At 72.1% G+C, this 24490-nt stretch carries 20 protein-coding genes and 3 pseudogenes; 9 read left to right on the forward strand and 14 right to left on the reverse strand.

What is annotated here, in order from left to right:
* The first annotated feature begins 2 nt into the window (after positions 1 to 2).
* Together IE313_RS05505 and IE313_RS05510 are read left to right on the forward strand one after the other, a co-directional pair.
* A complete protein-coding gene (locus IE313_RS05505) occupies positions 3 to 1271 on the forward strand; it encodes an SLC13 family permease (protein WP_189929743.1) in 1269 nt (422 codons plus the stop codon).
* Between the two features lie 3 nt (positions 1272 to 1274).
* Complete coding sequence (locus tag IE313_RS05510) at positions 1275 to 1814, forward strand: universal stress protein (RefSeq protein WP_189929744.1); 540 nt, start codon at positions 1275 to 1277, stop codon at positions 1812 to 1814.
* Between the two features lie 352 nt (positions 1815 to 2166).
* Here the strand turns inward: IE313_RS05510 and IE313_RS05515 are convergent.
* A pseudogene (locus tag IE313_RS05515) lies at positions 2167 to 3045 on the reverse strand (glycoside hydrolase family 16 protein); the annotation flags it as partial.
* Between the two features lie 543 nt (positions 3046 to 3588).
* Between IE313_RS05515 and IE313_RS05520 the strand changes: the two are divergent.
* The 3 genes from IE313_RS05520 (at position 3589) to IE313_RS05530 (ending at position 8615) form a co-directional block, all read left to right on the forward strand.
* On the forward strand, positions 3589 to 5394 hold the full coding sequence (locus tag IE313_RS05520) for a pectate lyase-like domain-containing protein (RefSeq protein WP_189929746.1): 1806 nt from the start codon (positions 3589 to 3591) through the stop codon (positions 5392 to 5394).
* 396 nt (positions 5395 to 5790) lie between these two features.
* Entirely contained in the window at positions 5791 to 6930 is a 1140-nt protein-coding gene (locus tag IE313_RS05525; RefSeq protein ID WP_373316920.1) for a polysaccharide deacetylase family protein, read from the forward strand.
* A 215-nt stretch (positions 6931 to 7145) separates the two neighbouring features.
* The gene (locus IE313_RS05530) at positions 7146 to 8615 is read left to right on the forward strand and encodes a 3-hydroxybutyrate oligomer hydrolase family protein (protein ID WP_189929748.1); all 1470 of its coding nucleotides are present in this window, start codon (positions 7146 to 7148) and stop codon (positions 8613 to 8615) included.
* A 60-nt stretch (positions 8616 to 8675) separates the two neighbouring features.
* On the opposite strand, the gene IE313_RS05535 is transcribed toward IE313_RS05530, so the two are convergent.
* The 3 genes and pseudogenes from IE313_RS05535 to nicT all read right to left on the reverse strand — a co-directional run bounded on the left by IE313_RS05535 (position 8676) and on the right by nicT (position 12558).
* Complete coding sequence (locus IE313_RS05535; RefSeq protein ID WP_189929749.1) at positions 8676 to 9377, reverse strand: helix-turn-helix domain-containing protein; 702 nt, start codon at positions 9375 to 9377, stop codon at positions 8676 to 8678.
* Positions 9378 to 10085: 708 nt separating this feature from the next.
* Positions 10086 to 11308, reverse strand: a pseudogene (locus IE313_RS05540) (family 16 glycosylhydrolase); the annotation flags it as partial.
* Positions 11309 to 11391: 83 nt separating this feature from the next.
* The gene (gene nicT / locus IE313_RS05550; RefSeq protein ID WP_229924392.1) at positions 11392 to 12558 is read right to left on the reverse strand and encodes a Nickel transporter NicT; all 1167 of its coding nucleotides are present in this window, start codon (positions 12556 to 12558) and stop codon (positions 11392 to 11394) included.
* 172 nt (positions 12559 to 12730) lie between these two features.
* On the opposite strand from nicT, the gene IE313_RS05555 reads away from it, so the two are divergent.
* Positions 12731 to 13690, forward strand: coding sequence for an NAD(P)H-dependent flavin oxidoreductase (locus IE313_RS05555; protein WP_189929752.1), 960 nt, complete (start codon positions 12731 to 12733; stop codon positions 13688 to 13690).
* A 131-nt stretch (positions 13691 to 13821) separates the two neighbouring features.
* Here IE313_RS05555 and IE313_RS05560 read toward each other — a convergent pair whose 3' ends face one another.
* The 9 genes and pseudogenes from IE313_RS05560 to IE313_RS05600 all read right to left on the reverse strand — a co-directional run bounded on the left by IE313_RS05560 (position 13822) and on the right by IE313_RS05600 (position 22106).
* Positions 13822 to 14547, reverse strand: a complete 726-nt coding sequence (locus IE313_RS05560; protein ID WP_189929849.1) for a chitinase — start codon at positions 14545 to 14547, stop codon at positions 13822 to 13824.
* 166 nt (positions 14548 to 14713) lie between these two features.
* Positions 14714 to 15229: a lytic polysaccharide monooxygenase auxiliary activity family 9 protein gene (locus IE313_RS05565; RefSeq protein ID WP_189929753.1), complete on the reverse strand. Its 516-nt coding sequence runs from the start codon at positions 15227 to 15229 to the stop codon at positions 14714 to 14716.
* A 406-nt stretch (positions 15230 to 15635) separates the two neighbouring features.
* Positions 15636 to 16142, reverse strand: a complete 507-nt coding sequence (locus tag IE313_RS05570; protein ID WP_189929754.1) for a DinB family protein — start codon at positions 16140 to 16142, stop codon at positions 15636 to 15638.
* Positions 16143 to 16155: 13 nt separating this feature from the next.
* A complete protein-coding gene (locus IE313_RS05575) occupies positions 16156 to 17142 on the reverse strand; it encodes an MEDS and STAS domain-containing protein (protein ID WP_189929755.1) in 987 nt (328 codons plus the stop codon).
* A 393-nt stretch (positions 17143 to 17535) separates the two neighbouring features.
* On the reverse strand, positions 17536 to 17985 hold the full coding sequence (locus IE313_RS05580) for an SPW repeat protein (protein WP_189929756.1): 450 nt from the start codon (positions 17983 to 17985) through the stop codon (positions 17536 to 17538).
* Between the two features lie 143 nt (positions 17986 to 18128).
* Complete coding sequence (locus IE313_RS05585; protein ID WP_189929757.1) at positions 18129 to 19010, reverse strand: ABC transporter permease; 882 nt, start codon at positions 19008 to 19010, stop codon at positions 18129 to 18131.
* Positions 18970 to 19797: pseudogene (locus IE313_RS05590) on the reverse strand (ABC transporter ATP-binding protein); the annotation flags it as partial. The pseudogene IE313_RS05590 and the gene IE313_RS05585, both read right to left, overlap by 41 nt.
* Before the next feature lie 362 nt (positions 19798 to 20159).
* The gene (locus IE313_RS05595; RefSeq protein WP_189929758.1) at positions 20160 to 20615 is read right to left on the reverse strand and encodes a MarR family winged helix-turn-helix transcriptional regulator; all 456 of its coding nucleotides are present in this window, start codon (positions 20613 to 20615) and stop codon (positions 20160 to 20162) included.
* Positions 20616 to 21074: 459 nt separating this feature from the next.
* A complete protein-coding gene (locus IE313_RS05600; protein WP_189929759.1) occupies positions 21075 to 22106 on the reverse strand; it encodes a zinc-binding alcohol dehydrogenase family protein in 1032 nt (343 codons plus the stop codon).
* A gap of 139 nt (positions 22107 to 22245) precedes the next feature.
* Between IE313_RS05600 and IE313_RS05605 the strand changes: the two genes are divergently transcribed.
* Both IE313_RS05605 and IE313_RS05610 read left to right on the forward strand, forming a co-directional pair.
* Entirely contained in the window at positions 22246 to 22488 is a 243-nt protein-coding gene (locus IE313_RS05605; RefSeq protein WP_189929760.1) for a hypothetical protein, read from the forward strand.
* The gene (locus tag IE313_RS05610; RefSeq protein ID WP_189929761.1) at positions 22488 to 22862 is read left to right on the forward strand and encodes a toxin Doc; all 375 of its coding nucleotides are present in this window, start codon (positions 22488 to 22490) and stop codon (positions 22860 to 22862) included. Before IE313_RS05605 ends, IE313_RS05610 begins: the two co-directional genes overlap by 1 nt.
* Before the next feature lie 145 nt (positions 22863 to 23007).
* Here the strand turns inward: IE313_RS05610 and IE313_RS05615 are convergent, their stop codons facing one another.
* Positions 23008 to 23484 (reverse strand): winged helix-turn-helix domain-containing protein, encoded by a 477-nt coding sequence (locus IE313_RS05615; RefSeq protein WP_229924393.1) that lies wholly within the window; start codon positions 23482 to 23484, stop codon positions 23008 to 23010.
* A 242-nt stretch (positions 23485 to 23726) separates the two neighbouring features.
* Between IE313_RS05615 and def the strand changes: the two genes are divergently transcribed.
* Positions 23727 to 24395 carry a peptide deformylase gene (gene def / locus IE313_RS05620; protein WP_189929763.1) on the forward strand — a complete coding sequence of 223 codons (669 nt, stop codon included), beginning with the start codon at positions 23727 to 23729 and terminating at the stop codon, positions 24393 to 24395.
* Positions 24396 to 24490 lie beyond the last annotated feature (95 nt).

Raw genomic sequence — 24490 nt, forward strand, 5'->3', positions numbered from 1 at the left:
GGTTGAACACACCCTTGCTGGAGGCCCTGTCCGCCGTCCTGCTCGTCGCCGTACTGGCGGGCGCGGTGCTGCGGCCCTTCGGCCTCCCGGAGGCGGCCGTCGCGGTGCCCGCCGCCCTGGTGGTGCTGGCCACCGGGGCGCTGCCGCTCGACCAGGCCCGCGCCGAGGCCGCCCGTCTGGGGCCGGTGGTCGGCTTCCTGGCCGCGGTGCTGGTGCTCGCCCGGCTCTGCGACGACGAGGGGCTGTTCCGCTGGTGCGGCGCCCTGATGGCGCGCGGCGCGCCGGCCGGCGGACACGGCGGCGCACGGCGGCTGCTGGGCGCCGTCTTCGTGCTGGCGTCCCTGATCACGGCCGTGCTCAGCCTGGACGCCACGGTCGTGCTGCTCACCCCGGTGGTGTTCGCGACCGCGGCCAGGCTCGGCGTCCGGCCCAAGCCGCACGTCTACGCCTGCACCCACCTGGCCAACACCGCGTCGCTGCTGCTGCCGGTCTCCAATCTGACGAACCTGCTGGCGTTCTCGGCCAGCGGCCTCGGCTTCACCCGGTTCGCCGCGCTGATGGCCCTGCCCTGGCTGCTTGCGGTCGGGGCCGAGTACGTCGTCCTGCGCCGCTTCTTCGCAGCGGAGCTGGTCGCGCCCGTCGCGCCCGCGAGCACCGGCGAGACGCCTGAACCGCCGCTGTTCGCGCTGGCCACCGTCGGGTGCACACTGGCCGGGTTCGTCCTGGCGTCCGCGCTGGGCGCGGCACCGGCCTGGGCGGCGGCTGCCGGAGCCGCGGTGCTCGCCGTACGCGCCCTGGCCCGCCGACGCATCAGCCCTGCGGGACTGCTGGGGGCGGCGGCCCTGCCGTTCCTCGCCTTCGTCCTGGCCCTCGGCGTGGTGGTGCGCGCGGTGGTGGACGGCGGTCTCGGCGAGCTGCTGGGACGGCTGGTCCCGGACGGCACCGGGCCGGGCGAACTGTTCGCGGTGGCCGCACTCGCCGCCGTACTCGCCAATGTGATCAACAACCTGCCCGCGGTGCTCGTCCTGCTGCCGCTGACCGCCGACGCCGGCCCAGGTGCGGTGCTGGCGATGCTGCTCGGTGTGAACATCGGCCCGAACCTCACCTACGCCGGCTCGCTCGCCACCCTGCTGTGGCGGCGGATCGCGCACCGGCACGCGCATGACGTCGGCCTGGCGGAGTTCACCCGGCTGGGGGCGCTGACCGTGCCCGCCGCGCTCGCCGTCGCCGTGCCGGCGCTGTGGCTGTCCCTGCTCGTCATCGGAGGCTGATACGTGACCGTGCTCGTCTGGATCGCCGAAGGCACCTGGCCGGCCTGCGTGGACGCGGCCCGCGCCCATGCGCGCGAGGGCGCCGAGATCGCGCTGCTGCACGTCCGCGGGGACGACGTGCCCGCGGTCGCGCACGGCGCCTTCGCGGGTCTGCTGGGCCGCGGCCAACCCGAGGACGACCCGGGCGAGCGGCTGACGGACCTGGGCGCCGACGCCGCGGAGGAACTCCTTCGCGCCGCGGCCCGGCGGCTGCGGCGCCCCTGCGTGCGCCTGGAGCGCCACGGGCACGTGGAGCGCGAGGTGGTGGCCGCGGCGGAGGGCGCCGAGCTGCTGGTGGTGGCACGCGACGGCGACCCGGACCGGCTCGGGCCGCACAGCCTCGCACCGGCAGGCCGTTTCGTCGTCGACCACGCCCCGTGTCCCGTCCTGCTGGTCTGGCCCGCGGCCGCGCCCGCACTGGCCACCCTGCCTCCCCACCCGCCAGGCCATCCGGCCCCGCCCCACCCGCCGGTTCCTCCTGCGAATCCGCCCCGCCACGGCTGACGCACCGCGCCCTCCCGCCGCCAGGGCCGCACCCCGCGCACCGCGGCACGGCGCGCGCCACGGCGGAGCAGCCGGCACCGGGGCGGCGGGGGCCCTCCGCCCGCGCCGACCCGTCCGAACGGGGGAGCGCCCCGAGGCGGGCGCACGGGCCGGTGGAGGGGTGGGCGAACGGACGGACGCGCGTACACGCGCGAGCGGGCGCGCGAACGGGTGGACGAGCACACGCGCGGACGGGCGCGCGGCGCGGGGGAGTCCCGTGCCGCGCGCCCGTCGGGAGCCGCCGGACCGACGTCTCAGGCGCCGGTCCGGCGGCGGACGGCAGGAGTGCCGCGTGGTGCCGCGGGGATCAGCCGCTGGTGCTGACCGAGATCTCGTCGACGACGAGTTCCTGCGGGAAGCTGGTGTTGCCGTCCGGGTCGCCCGGCCAGTCACCGCCCACCGCGAGGTTGAGGATCAGGAAGAACGGCTTGTTGAACACCCACTCGTTGCCGCCGACGTCGGCGGGGGTGCGGGTCTCGTAGACGTTGCCGTCCACGGACCACTTGATGGAGTCGGGCGCCCAGTCGACGGCGAAGGTGTGGAAGTCGTCGGCGAAGGCGGCGCCGCCCGGCAGGTCGTAGCCGGCACCGATACCGCTCGCCCCGGAGTAACCCGGGCCGTGGATGGTGCCGTGCACGGTGCCCGGCTCCTTGCCGATGTTCTCCATGATGTCGACCTCGCCGCAGTTCGGCCAGTTGTTGCCCGAGTTGATGTCGGTGCCGAGCATCCAGAACGCGGGCCACATGCCCTGGCCGCGCGGGATCTTCATCCGTGCCTCGACGTGCCCGTACTGGGCGCTGTACGTGCCGGCGGTGTTCAGCCGCGCGGAGGTGTACTCGCAGGTGCCGTACCAGCACTGGTAGTTGCTCGGGTTCTCCTTGCGGGCGGTGATGACCAGGTGGCCGTCGCCGTCGAGCGCGGCGTTGGCGTTGCCCGCCGTGTAGTACTGGCGCTCATGGTTGTTGCCGTTGTTGTCGCCGGTCTCCTGCACCCACTTCGAGGAGTCGACGGCGGAGCCGGCCGGGCCGTCGAAGGTGTCGGAGAAGTCCGCCGACAACTGCGCGGCCGGCTTGGCCGCGGTGTCGGCCGGGGTGCTCGCGCCCGCCGCCGCCGGGACGGCCAGGGCGGAGGCGGCGACCAGGGTGGAGATGCCGGCGATGAGCAGGCGCCGGCCAACGTGCGGAGAGTCCATGACTCTGCCTTCCGGTGTGTGTGGGGGGGGGGGGGGTACTTCCGGAGTGTGTGAGCCTGTCATGAATCTGACAGAAACCAGCAGGCGTGCCCCCCGGGGGAGACGCCGACCGAGGTGGGGTTCGGTACGTACGTGGTTCGACCTTGATTTAAGGAATGAAGCAAGAGAGTGTCAAGGTCTGGTACACACCTTTCCGAACCGGGAGTCGGGCGCGCCGCACGGCTGGCGCGTTGCGCGGCGGCCGTGCCACCAGGCTGTTCGTGCCTGTGCTTCACCTTCTGATCGCACCATGCGTCCCCGGCCGCCTGTTCCGTGAGATCTTGAATTCGGGCATGCGGCCTGTAAGTGGCAAGCGGCCCATGTTGCTCCGGTGTCGCTGCCGTGTCTGCGCCCGAACGTGCGGCGAGGCGGCGGCAACTGCCAGTCCCTGCACAAGTCTTGACGTGGTGCCACGGCCGGGAGAAGGATCCCCCTGCCGACTGAGAGCGCTCTCTCGGGTCGAGGCGGCAGTCCGCACCTCATCTACTCCAGGAGTACTCCGACATGCATTCTCCCCCACGCAGCCCGGCGGAGCCGGGCAGAGTGCACCCGACGCACCGCCGTCGCCGCGCCTCGGTCAGGGCCGTGCTCGGCGCGGCCCTGACCGCGCTGGCCGTCGCCCTGGTGCCCGCACTCACGCCGGGCACCGCGCAGGCGGCTCCGCTGGCCGGCGGTGGCGACCTGGGTCCCAACGTCATCGTCTTCGACCCGTCGACGCCGAACATCCAGGCCACCCTCGACGACGTCTTCAGGAAGCAGGAGAGCAACCAGTTCGGCGAGGCGCGCTACCAGCTCCTCTTCAAGCCGGGCACCTACAACGGCCTCAACGCCCAGCTCGGCTTCTACACCTCCATCTCCGGCCTCGGCCTGACGCCCGACAGCACCACGATCAACGGCGACGTGACGGTGGACGCCGGCTGGTTCAACGGCAACGCCACCCAGAACTTCTGGCGCAGCGCCGAGAACCTGGCCCTCAAGCCGGTGAGCGGCGACGACCGCTGGGCGGTGGCGCAGGCCGCGCCGTTCCGCCGGATGCACGTGAAGGGCGGGCTGAACCTGGCCCCCAACGGCTACGGCTGGGCGAGCGGCGGCTACATCGCGGACAGCAAGATCGACGGTTCCGTGGGCCCCTACTCGCAGCAGCAGTGGTACACCCGCGACAGCTCCATCGGGGGCTGGGGCAACGGCGTGTGGAACATGGTCTTCTCCGGTGTGCAGGGCGCACCGGCGCAGACCTTCCCGAACCCGCCGTACACCACGCTCAGCACCACACCGGTCTCCCGCGAGAAGCCGTTCCTCTACCTGGACGGCAGCACCTACAAGGTGTTCGTCCCCGCGAAGCGCACCAACGCGCAGGGTGTGTCGTGGGCGAACGGCACACCGGCGGGTGACTCCATCGGGCTGGACAAGTTCTACGTCGCCCACCCCGGGGACTCCGCCGCGACCATCAACACGGCGCTGGCCCAGGGCCTGAACCTGCTGTTCACGCCCGGGGTCTACCACGTCGACCAGTCGATCAACGTCAACCGGGCCAACACCGTGGTGCTCGGCCTCGGATACGCCACGATCGAGCCCGACAACGGTGTGACGGCCATGAAGGTCGCGGACGTGGACGGCGTCAAGCTGGCCGGCTTCCTGCTCGACGCGGGCAGCAGGAACTCCGCGGAGCTCCTCCAGGTCGGCCCGCCCGGTGCCTCCGCCGACCACTCGGGCAACCCGACATCGCTGCAGGATGTGTTCGCCCGGGTCGGCGGCGCGGGGGCCGGCCTCGTCACCACCGCCATCACCGTCAACAGCGATGACACCATCATCGACCACACCTGGCTGTGGCGCGCCGACCACGGCAGCGGCGTCGGCTGGGACACCAACAGGGCCGACTACGGTCTGGTGGTCAACGGCGACGACGTGCTCGCCACCGGCCTGTTCGTCGAGCACTTCAACAAGTACGACGTGCAGTGGAACGGCGAGAGGGGCAAGACGATCTTCTTCCAGAACGAGAAGTCGTACGACGCCCCCAACCAGGCGGCCATCCAGAACGGCAGCACCAGGGGGTTCGCCGCCTACAAGGTGGCCGACTCCGTCAACACCCACGAGGGCTGGGGCCTGGGCAGCTACTGCTACTACAACGTCGCCCCGTCCATCGTGCAGGACCACGGGTTCGAGGCACCCGACAAGTCGGGTGTGAAGTTCCACGACCTGCTGGTGGTGTCGCTCGGCGGCCAGGGCCAGTACGCCCACGTCATCAACAACACCGGCCCGGCGACCTCGGGAACGAGCACCGTGCCCTCCACGGTGACGTCGTACCCGTAGACCCGCGGCCACCCCGTCGGACCCCGTGTCCTGACACCCCGTGAGCCCGCAGGCGCCGCGGCCCCGAGCCGCGGCGCCTGTGCGTGTACTCCGCTCCGGCGCCCCGGCGTGTCCCCCTCCGGTGTCCATGGTGTCCCGCCCCCGGCCCGGTCGGATGCCCCCTTGCCGGGTCTGTTCCGGTCGCCTCGTCCGGCACCCCGTGTTGAACCGCCTATTTATATGCTTATCGGATATATGGTGCGTCCATCGGTGGAGGCGACGCACGACGTGTCCGTCAGGCCACGGGTTGGGATACCAGTGAGCGGGATCAGCCGGAGAGACGCGGTGAGGCTGGGGCTTGGACTGGGCGCGGCGACGGGTCTCGCGGGATGCGCAGGGCCGGGGGAGGAGCGGGCCATGGCCCGGCCTCGGCGCCTGAACGCCCGGATGGGCGCCCCGCCGGAGACGAAGGACGTCGTACGGCGGATCGGTGACGGCTCCACCGCCTACACCGGCGACCAGCCCCGCCAGCCGGCCGCGCCCGTCGCCCTGGCGCCCGGGCAGGTGCCGCCCCAGTTCGTGGTCTTCTCCTGGGACGGCGCGGGCGAGGTGGGCACCGGACTCTTCCCGCGCTTCCTCGGGCTCGCGCGGGACCACGACGCCCGGATGACGTTCTTCCTGTCCGGCATCTACCTCCTTCCGGAGGCGAGGAGACACCTCTACCGGCCCCCGAACAACCCGGTCGGCGCCTCCGACATCGACTACCTCACCGACACCCACCTGGCACAGACCCTGCGGTGCGTGCGGCAGGCATGGCTCGACGGCCACGAGATCGGCACCCACTTCAACGGGCACTTCTGCGACGGCGCCGGATCGGTGGAGTACTGGACGCCCGGGCAGTGGCGCAGCGAGATCGAGCAGGCCCGGACCTTCGTCAAGACCTGGCGGACCAACACCGGCTGGCTCACCGAGGAGCCCCTGCCCTTCGACTACGACCTCGAACTCATCGGCGGCCGCACCCCCTGCCTGCTCGGCCAGGCCAACCTGCTGCCCACCGCACGCGACCTCGGCTGGCGCTACGACGCCTCTTCGTCCGGCGGCACACAGCGCTGGCCCCGGCGGCGCAACGGCATCTGGGACCTGCCCCTGCAGTCGATCCCCTTCCCCGGCCGCACCTTCGAGGTGCTGTCCATGGACTACAACATCCTCGCCAACCAGTCGGTCGACTCCATGAACGCCCCGTCCGAGCACCACGACGCCTGGCGCCTCCAGGCCGTCGCGTCCTACCTCGCCGGCTTCGAGCGCGCCTACCGGACCAACCGCGCACCGCTGTTCATCGGAAACCACTTCGAGGAGTGGAACGGCGGCATCTACATGGACGCGGTGGAGGAGGCACTGAAGCGGATGTCCGACTGCCCGGACGTACGGCTGGTGTCGTTCCGGCAACTCGTCGACTGGCTCGACGCCCAGGAGCCCGCGGTCGTCGAGAGGCTGCGCTCACTCGACGTGGGCGAGGCGCCGCCGGACGGCTGGGCCGGCTTCCTCACCCGGACATAGCGGCCGGCCGCGCTGTCACGCCTTTCCGTGGTTCCGCTGTTCAGCCCGCCGGCCCGTACCGCCGTGCGCCCCTGGCCCTACGGTGCCGGGCACCACTTCCCCCTGATGCACTGTGTACGGAGAACCCATGCCGAGGGCGGCCGGGTGACCGTAGCCTCCCCACGCCCGCTTCCTGCGCGCCCCCCACCGCGCCCACCGGCTTTCGGAGGTTGCCCATGAACGCCGTCTGGAAGAGAGGACCGGCCCGCCGCCCCGCCCGTCGCGCGCGCCGTCCGCGCCCCCTGCGCCCCTGCGCCACCGCGACGCTCGGCGCGGTCGCGGTGCTGGCCCTCACGGCGGCGGCGCCGGTACCCCCGGGAGCGCGGGAGGCCGGCCCGGCCGCGCACTGCGCAGCAGGCACAAGGCTCTCCGTCCCGGCCGCCGAACACCAGGTCGAGGCCTGCCTGGACGACCTCACCACCCGGGGCACCCTCGCCTCGGGCCACACCGTCCAGGCCGACTGGACGGGGCTCACACCGGCGGGCCTGCCGGCCCCCGGCGCCGCGGTGCCCGGCGTCCAGATCGACGGCTACTTCCCGGACGCCTCCACCACCAACACCCACCACGGCTGGAACCACGACGCGCAGTTCGTCATCCGGCTGCCGGACCGCTGGAACGGCGGGCTCGTCATCGCCGGCGCGCCGGGCACCCGGGCCCAGTACGCCAACGACCGTGCCATCGGCGACTGGGTGCTGGCGCGCGGGTACGCCTTCGCCGCCACCGACAAGGGGAACACCGGAGCCGACTTCCACCGCGACGGACACGCCCCGGGTGACGCGATCGCCGAGTGGAACACGCGGGTCACCCAGCTCACCCGCGCCGCCCGGGCGGTGGCCGCCCACAGATACCGCCAGCCGGTGCGCCGCACCCTGGTCACGGGCCTGTCGAACGGCGGCTACCTGGTCCGCTGGCAACTGGAGAACCACCCTGACCTCTACGACGGGGGCGTCGACTGGGAGGGCGCCCTGTGGCGCACCGACGGCCCGAACCTGCTCACCTTCCTGCCGCCGGCCCTGCGCGCCTACCCCGGCTACGCGGCCGGCGGGCCCGCCGCACGCAGTGCGCACCGCGCTCTGCTCGACGCCGGCTACCCGGCGGGCTCCGAGTTCCTGTGGCCGTACTACTACCAGACCTACTGGGACCTGACCCAGCGCACCTACCGCGAGGAGCTCGACCCCGGCTACGACGGTGCGCAGCAGGCGGGCACGCCCTTCTGCGCACCGGGCAGCCCGGCCTGCGACGCCGACTACGACTACGCCGCACGCCCGGCGGACGTCCGGCGGGCGGTCGCGAAGATCGCCCTGACCGGACGGATCGGCAAGCCGCTGATCAGCCTGCAGGGCACCTACGACGTCCTGCTGCCGATCAGCCGTACCGGCGACACCTACGCCCGGATGGTGCGCGAGGCGGGGCGCGGGGCGCTGTTCCGCTACTACCGCGTGGCGGGCGGCTCCCATGTCGACGGCCTCTTCGACGCGTTCCCCGACCGGCTGCGCCCGCTGACGCCCTGCCACCACTCGGCGTTCCGCGCGCTGGAGGGCTGGCTCGACGGTGGTCGGCGGCCACCGTCCAGCCACACCGTGCCCCTGCCCCGGCACGCGGACCCGGCCGCCCTGGTGACCGACTGCCCGCTCACCACGGGGTGAGAGCCGCCGGCCCCGCCGCCGGGCCCGCCGTGTGCGCCCCACGCACACGTCCGGACGGCTTCAGGCGCCGGCGCCCTCGCCGGACCGCTTGGACGCCGTACCGCTACCGGCCCTCGACGAGGTGCCGGACGCGGTGCGCACGGCCGAGTAGAAGACGGACTTCTGCTGCTTCGAGCGGTGTGCCTGGCCCTTGGCCACCAGGGCCTCCAGGGTGTTGCGCACCACGGTGGGACTGACCTTGCGCTCGGGGTGGGCCGCCTCGAGCGCGCTGGTGACCTCGGCGGCGGAGCGCGGCTCGTCGTGGGCGGCGAGCAGGGCGCTGACGACCTCGCGCAGGGTGGGCGTGCCCTTGCGGTCCGCGGGCTCCTTCTCCGCCTCCTTGGCAGCGGGCTTCGCCTGGCCGCCCGCCTTGGCGTTCGTGCTCTGCCGGCCCGCACCCGCCCCCGCGCCCTTCGCACCCTTCTCCTCTGCGCCGTCCTTGGACCTGCGGGCGTGCGGCAGCCGGGCCTTGGAAGGCGCGTCGGAGGACGCGGTGTCACCCGTGGGGGTGTCCGCAGGCGTGTCGGTGGGACCCGAGGCGAGCGTCTGCTGCATGCTGACCAGGAGGGTGTGATCGCGCTCCAACTCACCCAGATGGCTCTGCAGGGCGCTGATCTCCGCGCCGATACGTTCCTGCTCCTTGGTGTTGTTCTCCAGGTCGGTGGCCACCTGCTCGGCGTACTGGGTCTTGAGGTTGGTGTTGTCCGAAGCCTTGTCCGGCATCTCTCCCCGCTCTCTGTGTGTGTGGTGTGTGCGGTGTTGGTGCCGGATGCTACCCACATCGGAGCATGCGGCACCGCGTCGTCAAGTCTCTCGTACTGCGCCGGACATGTGTGTGCGGCCGTTCTGCCGGAGAAGACACCACCAACGAGTGGACTCTGTTGCACCTAAAGAGTGGTGTCTCACCCTTGACTTGAGGATGAGACACCAGGGCCGGGCTGTACTGCCGTCGGCGGGGGAGAACGCCTGAGTGGCAGTGTCGCCCGGAGACCGGAGTGGGTCGGAGACCGGAGTGGGTCGGGGACCGGAGCGGGGCGGAGACCGACTGCCGCGCCGTGGAGACGTCGGGGCGGGGGAGCCCAGCCGATATAGCTCCTGCGGCGCGGCAGTCCGGTCGGTGCCCGGCCTTGGGATCGGGCACCGACACAGAGGACTCTAGACAATGAAGATCCCTCGGGCAGCGGTGTGATCACACCGGTGGCCGAGACTGCCCCCCTGCCCCGGACCTGGGAAGCGTCACTGTCCGTGAGGGCGCAGACGCGCGCGTGCGCGCATCCGCGCCGTCCCGCGGACACCCCGGCTACCGGTGGTCAGCCACCGGTCGCACCGGAGCCGGGGCAGCCCGCGCACCGCACACCGCGCCTGCGAGCCTTTGGCCTGAATACGGTGGGGGCGGGCCCGCGACCGCCCCCACCGCCCGGTACGGGGTCCTCAGCCCTTCTGCTCCACCTTCACCCAGTCGACGTCGAGTCGGACGCCGCCGGCGGCGACCTTGTCCACGCTGGACTGCGGCAGGCCCCAGTACGGTGCGGTCACCTTGTTGCAGCCGGCCGGACAGGCGCCGCCCGGGGCCAGGTCGAGGATGAGGTACTGGTTGCGGTCGAACACCCATGAGCCGCGTGTGGATTCCACCTTCTGCCGCGCCGGTTCGGTGGTCAGACGGTCGTCGACGTGGAAGCGGATGGCGGTGGGCGTCCACTCGGCGGTGTAGGTGTGCCGGCCGGAGATGTCCTGCCCTGACGGGTAGTGCTGGGTGACGCCGATGTTCCCGTCCGCCGAGTAGCCCGGGCCGTGCAGGGACGAACTGGTCCAGTCGGTGTAGCCGGTGTTCTCCATGACATCCGTCTCGCCGCTCGCAGGCCAGGACACCGCGGGGTCGTCGACGTCGCTGCCGAGCAGCCAGAACGCCGGCCAGAACCCGTCGCCCACCGGCATCCGGATCCGCGCGCTGACCCTGCCGTAGGTGAAGTCCGGCTTGGTGTTGGTGTCGATGCGGCCCGACGAGGAGTCGTAGACCCCACCGCCCGGCGCGGTGGTGCAGCCCTTGCAGTGGCGGGCCTTCAGCGCCAGGGCGCCGTTCGGCACGGAGATGGACGAGCCGGAGTCCGTGTATACCTGCGCCTCGCCGTTGACCGAGCCCATGGTGCTGCCGGTGGTGGCCACCCGCCACTTGCCGCGATCCAGCGCGGTGCCGTCGAAGCCGTCCTGGAAGACGGTGCGGTGGTCGCCGCCGGACTCCGCGGGCAGGGCCGGGCAGGCCGCGCGGGCGCCGCCGCCCGTGCCCCACACCTGCATCTCGTAGAGCGAGTAGCCGAACTGGGCGGTGGCGGGCGCGGGGTCGTAGAAGGACCGCCGCTCCAGGCCCAGCGTCCGCACGTAGCGGCCCCGCGCCGGGGCCGGCAGGTCGATGCGGTCGTGGAGGCCGGACGCGTCCGCGGGGGACTGCACGTCGGCGCGGCGCCGCCGGACGTCGGCCGCCGAGACCTGCCCAGGACGTACCGCGTGCCGTAGGAGGCGTCCCAGTTTCAGGGTGCGCAGGTGATCCGCAGCGTGCCGCCGAGGTCGACGGAGATCCAGGCGTTGTCGGCGGCGTTGCTCGTCCAGTGCGCTGCGGGGCGGGGGAGGCCGGTGTGGGCGGGGGCGGGCGCGGTGCCCCCTCCCCGGGGCTGTCCGGGCACCGTGCGGCCGGTGGGCGGGACCGAGTGTTCCGGGAGGCCGGTTGGCGGTCGGCGGGCCCTCAGTCGCCGTGCGGGGCGAGGTTCGCCGACCACTTCTCCTCGATGCGGCCGTAGCGCCACACGAGGAGCGCGACCAGCCAGGAGAGGAAGAACAGGGCGACTATGCCGTATCCGGCGTAGTCCAGGTTGACTGCGGCGATCGCGGCCAGCGGTCCTGAGGTGATGTTCGCCTGGTCGGTGAGCACGCCGACGAGTTCGATGGTGCCGATGATCAGCGCGACCGCGACCGAGATGGAGGTGATGGTGATGTTGTAGAAGACCTTGCGCACCGGTTTGGCGAAGGCCCATCCGTACGCGGCGTTCATGAACACCCCGTCGATGGTGTCCATCAGGCACATCCCGGCCGCGAACAGGATCGGCAGCACCAGGATCGAGTAGAACGGCAGGCTGAACGCCGCCGCCCCGCCCGCGAGCACCAGCAGCCCCACCTCGGTGGCGGTGTCGAACCCGAGGCCGAAGAGCACGCCGATCGGGTAGATGTGCCACGCCTTGCGCACGGACCTGGTGAGGCCGTTGAGGAATCGGTTCATCAGGCCCCGCTTGTTGAGCTGGTCCTCCAGCTCCTGCTCGTCGTAGTGGCCGCTGCGCATCTGCCGGAAGATCTTGAGGATGCCGACCAGCACCGCGAGGTTGAGGATGCCGAGGATCCACAGGAAGACGCCGGAGACCGACGCGCCGATGATGCCGGTCACCGAGTGCAGGCTGGAGTCGTCGTGCTCCACCTGGCCGACGAGTGCCTTCACCCCGAACGAGAGCAGCAGGGAGAGCGTGAAGACGATCGTCGAGTGCCCCAGTGAGAACCAGAAGCCCACCGACAGCGGCCTGCGTTCCACCGGTCGCCCGGCCGTCTCGCGCGCGGTGTTGTCGGCGAGGAGCTTGCGGGTGGTGTTGTCGACGGCGGCGATGTGGTCGGCGTCGAAGGCGTGCCGCAGTCCGAAGGTGTAGGCCAGTACGCCCACACCGACGTTGAAGACGGGGTGGTCGCCGCCGAGGTGGTAGTGGTGCGGCGCGACGAGCCCGAACAGGACGCCGAAGCCCACCACGTGCAGCAGCACGATGAAGCCCGCCATCCCGCCCAGCGACCGCCTGTCCTGGCGTGTCAGCGAACGGCGAAACAGCCCGAGACGCTCACCCAGCGTCGGCTCGATCCCTATGTCGCCGCTCAAGGCGCCTCCCCAACACTCGACGACCAGCCGAAACATCCAGAACGTAGCAGCGGCTCCGGCTTTGTTGCAAGGTGGTCGCAACTAGTGTCGCACCGCAAGAACGCCTCGGGTGCCCTGTGCCCCGCAGCGCCCCGGCACCCCGGACGCCGCAGGCCAGGGTGATGATGGGCGCATGGCATGGACGACGGCGTTGACGGAACTGCTGGGGATCGACTGTCCGGTGGTGTGCGCACCGATGGGCGGCAGCGCGGGCGGGGCGCTCGCCGCCGCGGTGTCGCGGGGCGGTGGTCTCGGCATGGTCGGCGGCGGGCGGGGCGAGCGCGCCTGGCTGGAACGTGAGCTGTCGCTGGTCACCCAGGAGACCACCCGGCCCTGGGGAGTGGGCTTCTTGAGCTGGGCGGTGGACGGGGACACCGTGGCACGGGCACTGGAGTACAGGCCCGCCGCGGTGATGCTCTCCTTCGGAGACCCCCGGCCGTTCGCCGGGCGCGTCCGTGAAGCCGGGGTTCCGCTGCTGGTGCAGGTCACCAGTCTGGCGGAAGCGGTCCAGGCCCTCGACGCGGGTGCCGACGTACTGGTCGCGCAGGGCACGGAGGCCGGTGGGCACGGGGGCGGCCGGGCGACCCTGCCGTTCGTGCCCGCGGTGGTCGACGCGGCCGCACCGACGCCCGTCCTGGCGGCCGGAGGTATCGCGGACGGGCGCGGGGTGGCCGCCGCGCTGGCCCTCGGGGCGGCCGGTGCTCTGATGGGCACCCGCTTCCAGGCCAGCCGGGAGGCGCTGGTGCCCGCGCGGGTGCTCAAGGCGCTGGTCGAGGGCCGCGGTGAGGACACCCACCGCAGCCGGGTGCTGGACATCGCCCGCGGCGCCCCGTGGCCGGCGCGCTACACGGCGCGGACGCTGCGCAACGACTTCCTGGTGCGCTGGCACGGCAGGGAGGCCGAACTCGGCGCGGACGCGGCCGCGCTGGAGCAGTACCGGGCGGCCGTGGCGCGCGGTGACACGGCGGCCGTCCCGGTGTGGGCGGGCGAGGCGGTGGACCTGATCAACGGGGTCGACTCGGCCGCCGACATCGTCGCCGAGGTGTCCGCGCAGGCGGCTCGCGCGCTCGCCTCGGCGGTGCGCCTGAGCTGACGGCCGGGGCGGGCACCGAACCTGCGGCCGCGGCCGGACGGCACGCGGGGCCCTGCGCACCTGCGTGCGCAGGGCCCCGCGTCGAGGTGGCCCGTGGCGGGCCCGGGTGCGCGCCCGGGCCGCGCCCCGGGTCAGCAGCTCAGGTTGCCGCCGGGGTCGACGCCCAGGATCTGGGTGAACCTGGTGTAGTTGTCGATCCTGGACTGGACCTGGCCGGGGTTCTTGCCGTCGCACTCCAGGCTGCCGTTGATGCTGCGGATGGTCTCGCCGAAGCCGGCGCCGTTGACCATGGCGTCGTGGGGGGTCATGGTGCCCGGGCCGCTCTGGGTGTTCCAGTACCACAGGCCGGTCTTCCAGGACACGGCGGAGTCGTTCTGCACCAGGTCGGGGTTGTCGAGCAGGTCGATGCCCAGCGCGTCACCCGCGGCCTTGTAGTTGAAGTTCCAGCTCAGTTGGATCGGGCCCCGGCCGTAGTACTTGTCGTTGCCCGCCGGGCAGCCGTAGGGCTGCGAGGTGTCGCAGTAGTGCGGGTAGTTGGCCGTGTTCTGCTCGACCACGTAGACCAGGCCACCGGTCTCGTGGGCGACGTTGGCCAGGAACGCCGCCGCCTCCTGCTTCTGGACGGTGTCGCTGCCGGTGTGCGAGAACCCCGGGTAGGCGCTGAGCGCGTCGGTCAGGCCGCTGTAGGTGTAGAACGAGTTCCGGCTCGGGAACATGCTGTTGAACTGGGCTTCGCTGACGACGAAGTCGGCCTCCACCGAGGTGTTGTGGGCCGAGGCCGTCGGCGCCAGGGACAGTACGGACAGCGTCACCACGGAAGCGGCCGCGGTCAGCAGCCCGATCATGCGCCTTCGCACGTTGGTCACTCCTGCCTGCCGCTCCCTGAGGGGGCGGCACTGGTGCGTGTGGGGGGTTGGTGGTGCACATGCGTGTGGGGGTTGGTGGTGCGATCGTCACACCGGGCGCGGTGCCCGGTGTTCGGCCACCGGGCGAGATGCCCGGTGGCCGACATGACGCGGTGCCTCAGCCGATGTTCACATCGACGCAGGAGTAGAACGCGTTGGCGGTGTCGGCGATGTTCCACACCGCGAGCACCTTCTGGTGGCCGCGCAGGCCGCCGAAGTTCACCTGGTGGGTGGTGGTGTCACCGGGCTGCTGGTTGTTGCCGCCGAACTCGGCGATCTTGGTGCCGCCCACGAAGTACTGCCAGTTGCTGGTGGCGTGCCGCGCGGTGTACTTCCAACTGAAGGTGGCCGTGCTCCCGACGTTGGTGACGATCCAGCCCTTGTTGTTGTCGTCCAGGTCCGAGAACCGGGAAATTCCGGCGCTGCAACTGGTCAGGCCCTTGGGACCCTCGACGCTCTGGGGCTCGTACTTGATGTCACCGCAGTTCACCACACCCGCGGCACACTGCGCCTGCCTGCTCGGCGGCTGGGAGATGTAGCCGTGCGCACTCGCGGCACCCGAGGGGAGGCTGACCGCGATGACCGGGGCGAGTGCCGCGCCGACGAGCGCGGCCAGCTTTCTCTTTGCGTGCATGCGTACTCCTTCACATCAGGTCTTCCCGCCCGAATGCGTCATGGGGGTACCGGAGAGCATTCGGCAGGCCGGCCTCTCGAGTTGTGGGGCCAAGAGGCGCGAAGGGACGGCGGCACAAACCGTGACCGCCACCGCACAGGGGACACGCGAGGCGGAGCAGGTCCTGCTGCTTGGACTAGACCATACAGCTCGACGCGTACCCGTCAAGAGAGTGCGGAGAACGGCGCAGCGGGCCCCGGGGACGGGCCGTGGGCGCCCGGGTGCGGATCCGCTGAGCAGGGAGGAGGTCCTGCGGTGGAAGAAGCGGGTGGGGTGCGGAACAGGGTGCGCATCACGGACTGATGGGGCGTCAGAAGTTCACATCGTTGGTCGATCGCTTATTATCGGCCGTTTGAATCGGCCGGAATCAGACCCCGACGGTGCCGTCGATGGCCTCGCGGAGGAAGTCGGCGTGGCCGTTGTGGCGTGCGTACTCGTGGATGAGGTGCAGCATCACCAGGCGCAGGGAGACGTCCTCGCCCCACCGTTCGCAGTGCACCACCAGGTCGAGGGAGTCCGCGGCGGCCTCGATGGCTCGGGCCCGCTCGACCTCCGCCTGCCAGGCGTCGAACGCCTCGGGGCCGGTGGCCCCGCGAGCGTCGTACGCCGCCTGGAAGTCGCCCTCCTCGGACCAGACGAGGGGGATGTCCTCGCCGTTCACCACACGGCGGAACCAGGTGCGTTCCACCTCCGCCATGTGCCGCACCAGGCCGAGCAGGGAGAGCGTCGACGGCGGCATCGACTGCCGGCCCAGCTCCTCGTCGCCGAGGCCCTCGCACTTCAGGGCGAGTGTCGCGCGGTGGAAGTCGAGGAATGCGCGGAGCATCTCGCGCTCTCCCGCGACGGAGGGAGGGCCGATCCGTTCCATGGTCATCCGTGTCTTCCTCTCACCGCTGCCGCACGTCCCGGGGACGATATCCGACCGGCGGTCCGGCGTGGAAACCGTTTTCGCGACGGCCGCCGCCGGGTGGCCACCGGGCGGGTGCCGTGGCGGTGCGGGCGTCAGCGGGGAGGGTGTCCACGGCGGAGCGGTCGGCGCCGAGGCGGAACAGCAGGGCGGCGTCGCGGGCCGTGCACCGCACCCTGACGTCCCCTTGGCCGGCGCCCGGGTCCAGCGCCTCCACGAGGTCGGCGGCGCATTCGCCGCCGAGGAACGTCAGTCCTGTCAGGTCGACGGTCAGCCGCGTGCCCGGCGCCGCGCCGGACAGCCCCGTTCGCAGGGCTCGGCGAAAGCACCCGCGGGTGGCGATGTCCGCCTCTCCGATCAGGCGCAGGGCCCCGGGGTCGTGCAGTGCGTGCAACTGGCCGAGGCCCGAGAGCAGGTTGCGGGGATGGGCCTCGCACAGGGTGTCGAGGACGCCGGTGGGGAAGTCGCGGCGGTGGTAGGCGCAGATCTCGCTGTAGAAGCGGTCGGTGAAGAGGTGGTCGGCGCGCCGCTCCCGGTCCCTCAGCTCCTCGACACCGGTGTCCAGGTCCGCGGCCCAGCCCATGTCGACGTAGGCGCGCAGGCCGGCGTACCCCTCGCGGCGGGCCGCCCCGGCCTGCTCCCGGATGCGCTGCCACTGCCGCTCCGCGGTGAAGCGCCCGCCGTGGCCGAGCAGTTCCCGCATGCTGGTCAGACGGAGCTGGCCGGAGGTGCGGCCGGTGGCGAGCAGCAGCCCGGGCGCCTGCTGGAGGCGGGCCCACACCATCGGCTCGGTGAGGCCGGGCGGGGGCAGGACGAGGACCTTCTCGCCGCGGGCCAGGCCCGACCAGATGAAGGCGGACAGCACGTCCCAGCCGTCCGTCCCCGCGCCGGGGGATGCGCCGCCCTCCCGGGGGTCGGTGCCGCGCGCTTGGCCGTAGCAGAGGAACGCGTGGTCTCCGGGGCGCATCTGCTGCACCGCAAGGGTCCCGGTATGCCGCTGTCCAACGACCACGCTCCACCGCTCTCTTCGTGCCACCGACCGCGCTCGTCCCCCGGTTTTCGAGGGTATGCCCTCACCCGCCCCGGTCTTGGGGCTTTGCCGGGGAGCGGTCGACACCAGACACGATCGGTTGGTGTGTGATGCCGGGGGAGGCGACTTCGATCAACTCCGGACGCACCGTGCCCGACTGCGCCAGCACGTCGGCCGGTCCGCACCGCGGCGAACCGGCCGATGCCGACCGCCGTCCCCGGGTGAGGACGGCGGTCCGGTGTGTTGGGCAGCGCCCTGCGCCGCTGCGTCCGGTGTGGCCCGGCGCCGGCAGCGAGGGCTGGTCATGCCCCCTTCCCTCGTGCCGCCGGCCTAAGCGGATGCGCGTGGGCTGCTTTTGGCTTTCGCCGCTGCAGCCGCACACAAGAGCCCCAATGCCACGGTCAGGCCGCCCAGGACGGCGTTGTTGGCGATGACGCCCGCGTCGGGATTGGTGCCCACGATCCACGGCGAGATGATGAGCCACACGCCGATGGCGCTCATGGCCCAGCTCAGCCCGTACATCCTGGCCGGGGTCACGGTGAACCCCAGGGCCAGCAGGCCGATGGCGATGCCGATGATCACGTTGTGCACCACCAGGAACGACTGGTTCGTGGTGAAGTGCACCACCCAGGGCGAGACGGCGCAGTAGAGGCCGATGAGGAACACCGGCGCATCCATCAGTACGACGTCACGTCCACCGAGTACCCGGGCGTATCGTGCCCTCATTTCGTCCACATCGGGGTGACTTGTGATGTCACCCCTGTGGTGAACTTCGGCCATAGGACTCGACTCCTCACTGTACGAAGTCCGACCGAACTCACTGCCACGATTAGTGGCTGTTTATCCCATTCTGCCCTTATTTTCGGTTTATGTGTAGGGGGTCGGGTGATCCTTTTTTGTGGATCCATGCTGCGACCGGGCCGTCAGCGGGCGAGGCGGGGCAGTAGTGAGGAGGCCGCGGTGATGCCGAGCAGCGCCGCGAGTACCAGGACCGCGTAATCCGCGCCAAGGTGCGAGGGGGTGCCGAGCAGCAGGCCGCGCAGCGCGTCGACCTGGTAGCTCAATGGGTTGATCTTGCTGATGGCCTGTAGCCAGCCGGGCATCACGCCCACCGGGTACAGGGCGTTGGAGCCGAAGAACAGCGGCATCGTGATGGCCTGTCCGATGCCCATCAACCGGTCGCGGGTCAGCACGATCCCGGCGATGGACATCGACAGGCACGAGAAGAACGCGGAGCCCAGGATCACGGCGACCGCCACGCCCAGCAGCCTCAGCGGGTCCCATGTCAGCGCCACGCCCAGGAGTGCAGCGATGACGACGACCACGACCGCCTGGATGAGCGCCTTCACACCGGCCGCGAACGCCTTGCCGGTGATCAGCGCGGACCGGGGGGTGGGCGTCACCAGCAGTTTGGTGAGGATACCGGCGTCGCGCTCCCAGATGATCATGATGCCGTAGAAGATCGCGATGAACATCGCCGACTGGGCGATGATGCCGGGCGCGAGGTAGTCGAGGTAGGGGACGTCACCGGTGGGTATCGCGCGGATGCGGGTGAAGGTCTCGCCGAAGATCAGCAGCCACAGGGCGGGCTGGATGGCGCGAGTGTAGAGCTCGGTGCGGTCGTGCCGCAGCTTCTGCAGCTCGACCGCGCACATCGCGGCGACCCGTGCGGGCAGCACCCGCCATCCGGCGCGCGCCGCGGGCGGGGTCACCAGCAGGTCGAGGGGCCGGGGAGCGCCGGAAGCCCGGGCGGTGGAGTGCGGGTCAGCCGACGCGTGAGGCGGTGCGGCGGGTGCTTCGGACATCGCGGAAGTCTCCTGACTCGTCGAGGCCGCTGCCGGCGACGTCCCGGAAGACGTCCTCCAGCGTCGGGTTCGCGGGGGTCTCGCCGGTCGCCGCCCGGCGGGCACGCAGATCGGACCTGAGCTCGTCGGGGGTGCCCAGCGCGCGGATCCGGCCCCGGTGCATCAGGGCGACCCGGTCGCAGTACTGGTCGGCCTCGTCCATGTAGTGCGTGGTCACCAGTACGGTCATGCCGGTGGCGTTCCGCACGGCGTTGATGTGCTCCCACACGCTGGTGCGGGCGATCGGGTCGAGTCCGATCGTGGGCTCGTCGAGTATCAGCAGGCGCGGCGCGCTGACCAGCGCCTGGGCGAGTTCGAGTCGGCGGATCATACCGCCCGAGTAGGTCTTGGCCATTCGGTCGGCCGCGTCGGAGAGATCGACGGCTTCCAGCGCCTGGCTGACCCGGGCCGCGCGCTCCCGCCGGGAGACGTCGAACACCCGAGCGAAGAGGGCGACGTTCTCCCGGCCGGTGAGGCCGGAGTCCGCGGACAGTTGCTGGGGCACGTAACCCAGCAGCCTGCGCACCGCCATCCGCTCCCGGGCCGCGTCGTGCCCGAAGATCCTTACCGTGCCCGCGGACACCGGCAGCAGGGTGGTGAGGCAGCGGATCGCCGTGGTCTTGCCCGCGCCGTTCGGCCCGAGGAGGCCGAAGACCTCGCCCGCGGCCACCGCCAGGTCCAGGCCGTCGACGGCCTTCGTCGTCCCGAAGGTGTAGTCGAGCCCCGTGCAGGCGACGGCGTCCGTCCCGGCGCCTTCGGGTGCACGGCGCCCGCGGGCGGGCTGCTCGGCCGTGGGGTCGGCCCTGGCGTCGGTCGTCGCGTCGGCCGCGGGGTGCGTCCCGGAGGTGCGGGACGGCGCCTCGTCGTGGGCGGGGGGCGCCGGTGTCCCGCCGTCGTGGGCGGTGCCTCGCGGAACCGGGTCCTCGGGGGCGGTGCGTGCCGGGGTGGCGCCGCCGGTCGTGCGCGGCGCGGCACGGGACGCCGGGGGTGCGCTGCCCTCCGCCCCGCCTGACGGAGCGTCCGGGGCGCCGGACGGTGCCGCTGGTGAACCGGAGCCGCCCGTCCCCGGCGTGTCGGCCGTGTTCTGCATGTCCGTCTCCGGTGTGTCGGTCATGGGCCCTCCACTTCCTCGTGCAGGTTCTGGGCGAGTCTGCGCAGTGCGGGGACGGCGGCGGCGAGGGCCGCGCGGTCGGCCTCGCTCAGCCGTGCCACCTGCCCGCGGACGAGGGCGCTGCGCCGCGCCTGCCAGTCCCGCAGCCGTGACTCGGCGGCGGGCGTGGGCCGCAGCAGTGCGGAACGGCGGTCCTCGGGATCGGTCTCGCGGATCAGGTAACCCGCCTTGCCGAGCTGGTTGACCAGCGTGGAGACCGAATTGCCCGCCAGATACAGCTCCTTGGCCGCCGCCGACACGCGGATGCCGGGCCGGGCGACGACCAGCCGCAGCAGTTCGACCTGCGCACCGCGCAGCCGGGGCTCGGCCATGGTGCTGCGCACCCGCCGTCGGATCAGCCGCTGGATCCCGGCCAGCGCATCGGCCAGTGCGTCCGCAAGGTCTTCTCGGGCCATACGAAAAGGTTAGCTCTGACAAAGAGATATTGGCTACGGGTCGCCCGCGGGTCCGGCGCGCCTGGGCGGGCCCCCACCCGGCCCGCCCTCGGCCTGGAGAGGAAGCCGGACCGCGGGGGAGCCGGGTCAGGAGGTCGGGACGGCGGGGCGGGTGGTGGGCGTCAGTGGGCGGTGGGCGGTGGGCGGGGGCGCGCCGGGCACCGGGCGGCGCGCCGCCGATGACAAGGGGCGCCCCCGCCCACGAGGGGCACTGCCGATGACCAGGGCACCGCTCCGCTCGCGCCCGCCGCACGGTGCCGTTCCGCACGCCCGCCGCACGCCCACCGAACGGTCACCTACGGACGCGCGCAGGTCACGCCTGCCGGAGCCCGAGCCGGGGGTCGAGCCCGTACCGGGCCCCGTGGGCGTCACGGGGCCCGGGGCCCGCGGTGTGCCGCCGCCGGGTGCCCCGAGGGGGCCTCACTCCTTGGCCACCACGATCTTGCCGACCATGGTGGAACCCTCCACCGCCCGGTGCGCCTCGCGCAGCGTCTCCGGTGTGATGGGGGTGAGCTTCCTGGTGAGCGTCGACTTCAGGACGCCCGCGTCGAACAGGCGGGCCGCCTCGTCGAGGATCTCCCGCTGGGCGGTGCTCTCCGGATCGAACAGCGGACGGGTGAACATCAGCTCCCAGTGCCACGTCTGGCTCTTGGCCTTCAGCGGAAGGGTGTCCAGGCCGGCCGGTTCGTCGATCGCGACCACCTGGCCGTGCACCGCCATCACGTCCGCGTACGTCTGCACGTTGCCCAGGGAGAACGGTGAGAGGATGCGGTTCACACCGCCCGGCGCCACCTTGCGCAGGTCGTCGCGGAGGGCGTGGTGGTTCACCACGTGGTGCGCGCCCAGCGACTCGGCCCAGGCGGCGGACTCCTCGCGGGAGGCCGTCGCGATGACGGTGGCGCCGGTGAGCTGCCGGGCGAGCTGGATCGCCATGGAGCCGACCCCGCCGGCGCCGGCCATCACCAGTACGGTGTCCGTGCTGTCCTTGCGCAGGGCCATCCGCTCGAACAGCGACTCCCACGCGGTGAGGGTGGTCAGCGGCACCGCGGCCGCCGCCGCGAAGTCCAGCGACCGAGGCTTGTGCCCGGTGATGCGCTCGTCGACGAGATGGTGGTCCGCATTGGCGCCGTTGCGTGCGATGGAACCCGCGTAGTAGACCTCGTCGCCCACGGAGAAGGCACTGACCTCGGAGCCGATCGCCACCACGACGCCGGCCGCGTCGAAGCCCAGGACCTTGGGCGCCTCGGCGGCGCCGAACGCGGTGCGCACCTTGATGTCGACCGGGTTCACCGAGACCGCCCTGACCTCGACCAGCAGATCGTGCGGGCCGGGCGCGGGAAGCGCGATGTCGACGGCGGCGAACGAACTGTCCGCGTCGACAGGTCCCGCGGAGAGCGCGGCGATGGCGCGGGTGGTGGTGGGGAGATCGGATACCGAGCTGTGTGTGGTCATGGCCGCACGCTACGGCAGTGCCTCCGGCCGGCCCCGTGGCGCCTCCCCCGTTTCCGTGCTTCCGTGTGCGACCGTCTGCGCTCCCACGTGCGGCGGGAGGGTCGTTCCCCGGGTGGCACCAGGTTGGTACCGTGAGGGTATGCCATCCCTGAATGTGTCGTTCACCGACGAGGAACTGGAGGGGGTCCGTGCGGCGGCAGCCGCCGAGGGGAAGAGCCTGAAGCAGTATCTGCACGATCTCGGTGTGCGCGAGCACCAGCGGAAGCAGTTCGTGGCGGGCGCGCTCGCCTGGGGCGAGAAGCTGAGCGCCGAGTTCGACGAGGCGTTCCCCGACGAGCTGCCACCCTCGCGGCGAGGTGGCCGGGGAGCCGCGGTCGCCTGATGCCCCTCTACATCGACGTGTCATGGCTTCTCGACGTCCAGGAGCGTGCCATGCCCGAGGACGTGTCGGTCGCCGACTACTCCGCACTGGTCGCCGCCGTCGCCCGCCACAAGACGAAGATGCCGACGCTCGCCGCCTCCGACCCGGACGCGGCCTGGCGCGCCGCGGCGCTCCTGCACGCCATCGTGCGCCTGGAGCCGCTGCCCCACCTGAACTCCCTCTACGCCGCCCTGGTCGCCGCCCAGTACATGGGCCAGTCGGGCGAGGGCGTCGACCCGCCCTACGGGGCCCTGTCGGGCCTGGTGCGCAAGGTGCGCGACGGCGACGCAGACGTCTACTCGGCCGCGGAACAACTCCGCACCTGGCGGATATAGCGACGACCCCGGCCCACGGAGAACCAACCGGTACGGCTTCCTCGGAGCCCTCGGAGCCCTCGGAGCCCTCGGAGCCCTCGGAGCCCTCCCCGGGGCCCCGCGGGGCGGCGCTGGGTGCAGCGGGGCCCCGGGTGGCGCCGGATCCTCACAGCAGCGGGAAGAGGCGGGTGACCGCGGCGACGGCCACCGCGTCCGCCGGCCGCCCCGCCGGGTCCCTGTCCCGCCCTTGGTAGGCGGCCAGCAGTTCCCGTACTCCGGCGGCCACCTCGGCGACCTCCGCAGGGGTGAGGTGCACCACCGCGGAGAACGAGTGGTCGCCCTGCCACTCGACCGGCAGCCGCGGGCGCTGCTCCAGCCAGCGCTTGTGGCTCTCGTCCTCCAGGTCCCGGGCCAGCGCGGTGAACTCCCGTGCCGCCCCCTCCGGCTGCCGCGGTCCGTCCCACCGCAACCGCCACGGCCGTGCCCTGCCGCCGCGGTGCGGCGCCTCCTCCACCAGCCCGTGCCGGGCGAGCTGGCGCAGGTGGAACGAGCACAGGCCCGAGCTGTGCCCGAGCCGCGCCGCGGCCTCGGTGGCCGTGACGGTGCCGGTCTCGGCGAGCAGGTCGAGCAGCGCGATCCGCACCGGATGGTCGGGAAGCGGCTGAGGGGAGCGGCCCGGGGTGTGCGGCGCCGCACCGCCGGCGGTGCGGCACGGAGGGGCACCAGGGAGGCCAGGGGTGTCAGGGGTGTCGTGTCGGTTCTCCTCGGTCACACGCCGCAGTGTGCTACTTTGCAAACCACTTTGCAAGCATCCTCGGGTCCATGGCCGCGCGGCTCGGCCCGCGCCTTCGGACGGACCCGTGAGCGGAAGGGGTGTGGGGCGCCATGGCGGTGGGGTTCGGGCATGGGAGCGCAGGAGAGCGACGGGTGCGGGTGCGGGTGCAGGGAGCGCCGGTGGACGCCTGTCCGCGGCTCGTCCCCGAGGCCGTCCGGGGAGCGGTGCGCCGGGTCACCGTGGTCGGGGAGGAGGTGCTGCACCGCCCCTGCCGACAGGTCGTGGACTTCGGGTCGCCGGAGCTGGCGCGGCTGGTGGACGACATGTTCGCGACCCTGGCCGTCGCGGAGGGCGCGGGCCTCGCCGCCAACCAGGTCGGTGCGGACCTCCGCCTGTTCGTGTGGGACTGCGCCGACGAGTGGGGCGTGCGGCACGTCGGGCACATCGCCAACCCCGTGCTGGACGAGTTGCCCGCCGCGCGGCGCCGCCTCGCCGAGGAGGCCGAGGGCTGCCTGTCGGTGCCGGGCCCCTACCGCGTGCTGCCCCGGCCGGACCTGGCCGTCGTACGGGGCCGCGACAAGGACGGCACCCCGCTGGTGATCGAGGGCCGGGGGTACTTCGCCCGCTGTCTGCAACACGAGGTCGACCATCTGCACGGACGCCTCTACCTCGACCGGCTGGCGCGCAAGGAGCGGGCGTCGGCACTGCGGGAGATGGCCGCGGCCGAGGAAGGGGTCCTCGCCCGGCGCGCCGCACGGGCCGCCGCGCTCGGAAAGTGAGTCGTCGGCCCGGTGCGGTGCGTTCGGTTGCGTTCGGTGCGTTCTATGCGTTGCGCCAGGGCAGGTCCGGTACCGCGTTCGGTACCGTGAGCGAT

The organism is Streptomyces sulfonofaciens (assembly GCF_014656295.1).
In the GTDB taxonomy this organism is placed as follows: Bacteria; Actinomycetota; Actinomycetes; order Streptomycetales; family Streptomycetaceae; genus Streptomyces; species Streptomyces sulfonofaciens.

Excerpts from the sequence above, each read along its gene's own strand:
- IE313_RS05520 (WP_189929746.1), top strand. The coding sequence starts at position 3,589 with ATGCATTCTCCCCCACGCAGCCCGGCGGAGCCGGGCAGAGTGCACCCG.
- IE313_RS05525 (WP_373316920.1), top strand. The coding sequence starts at position 5,791 with ATGGCCCGGCCTCGGCGCCTGAACGCCCGGATGGGCGCCCCGCCGGAG.
- IE313_RS05530 (WP_189929748.1), top strand. The coding sequence starts at position 7,146 with ATGAACGCCGTCTGGAAGAGAGGACCGGCCCGCCGCCCCGCCCGTCGC.
- IE313_RS05535 (WP_189929749.1), bottom strand. The coding sequence starts at position 9,377 with ATGCCGGACAAGGCTTCGGACAACACCAACCTCAAGACCCAGTACGCC.
- IE313_RS05555 (WP_189929752.1), top strand. The coding sequence starts at position 12,731 with ATGGCATGGACGACGGCGTTGACGGAACTGCTGGGGATCGACTGTCCG.
- IE313_RS05565 (WP_189929753.1), bottom strand. The coding sequence starts at position 15,229 with ATGCACGCAAAGAGAAAGCTGGCCGCGCTCGTCGGCGCGGCACTCGCC.
- IE313_RS05570 (WP_189929754.1), bottom strand. The coding sequence starts at position 16,142 with ATGACCATGGAACGGATCGGCCCTCCCTCCGTCGCGGGAGAGCGCGAG.
- IE313_RS05575 (WP_189929755.1), bottom strand. The coding sequence starts at position 17,142 with ATGCGCCCCGGAGACCACGCGTTCCTCTGCTACGGCCAAGCGCGCGGC.
- IE313_RS05580 (WP_189929756.1), bottom strand. The coding sequence starts at position 17,985 with ATGGCCGAAGTTCACCACAGGGGTGACATCACAAGTCACCCCGATGTG.
- IE313_RS05585 (WP_189929757.1), bottom strand. The coding sequence starts at position 19,010 with ATGTCCGAAGCACCCGCCGCACCGCCTCACGCGTCGGCTGACCCGCAC.
- IE313_RS05595 (WP_189929758.1), bottom strand. The coding sequence starts at position 20,615 with ATGGCCCGAGAAGACCTTGCGGACGCACTGGCCGATGCGCTGGCCGGG.
- IE313_RS05600 (WP_189929759.1), bottom strand. The coding sequence starts at position 22,106 with ATGACCACACACAGCTCGGTATCCGATCTCCCCACCACCACCCGCGCC.
- IE313_RS05605 (WP_189929760.1), top strand. The coding sequence starts at position 22,246 with ATGCCATCCCTGAATGTGTCGTTCACCGACGAGGAACTGGAGGGGGTC.
- IE313_RS05610 (WP_189929761.1), top strand. The coding sequence starts at position 22,488 with ATGCCCCTCTACATCGACGTGTCATGGCTTCTCGACGTCCAGGAGCGT.
- def (WP_189929763.1), top strand. The coding sequence starts at position 23,727 with ATGGCGGTGGGGTTCGGGCATGGGAGCGCAGGAGAGCGACGGGTGCGG.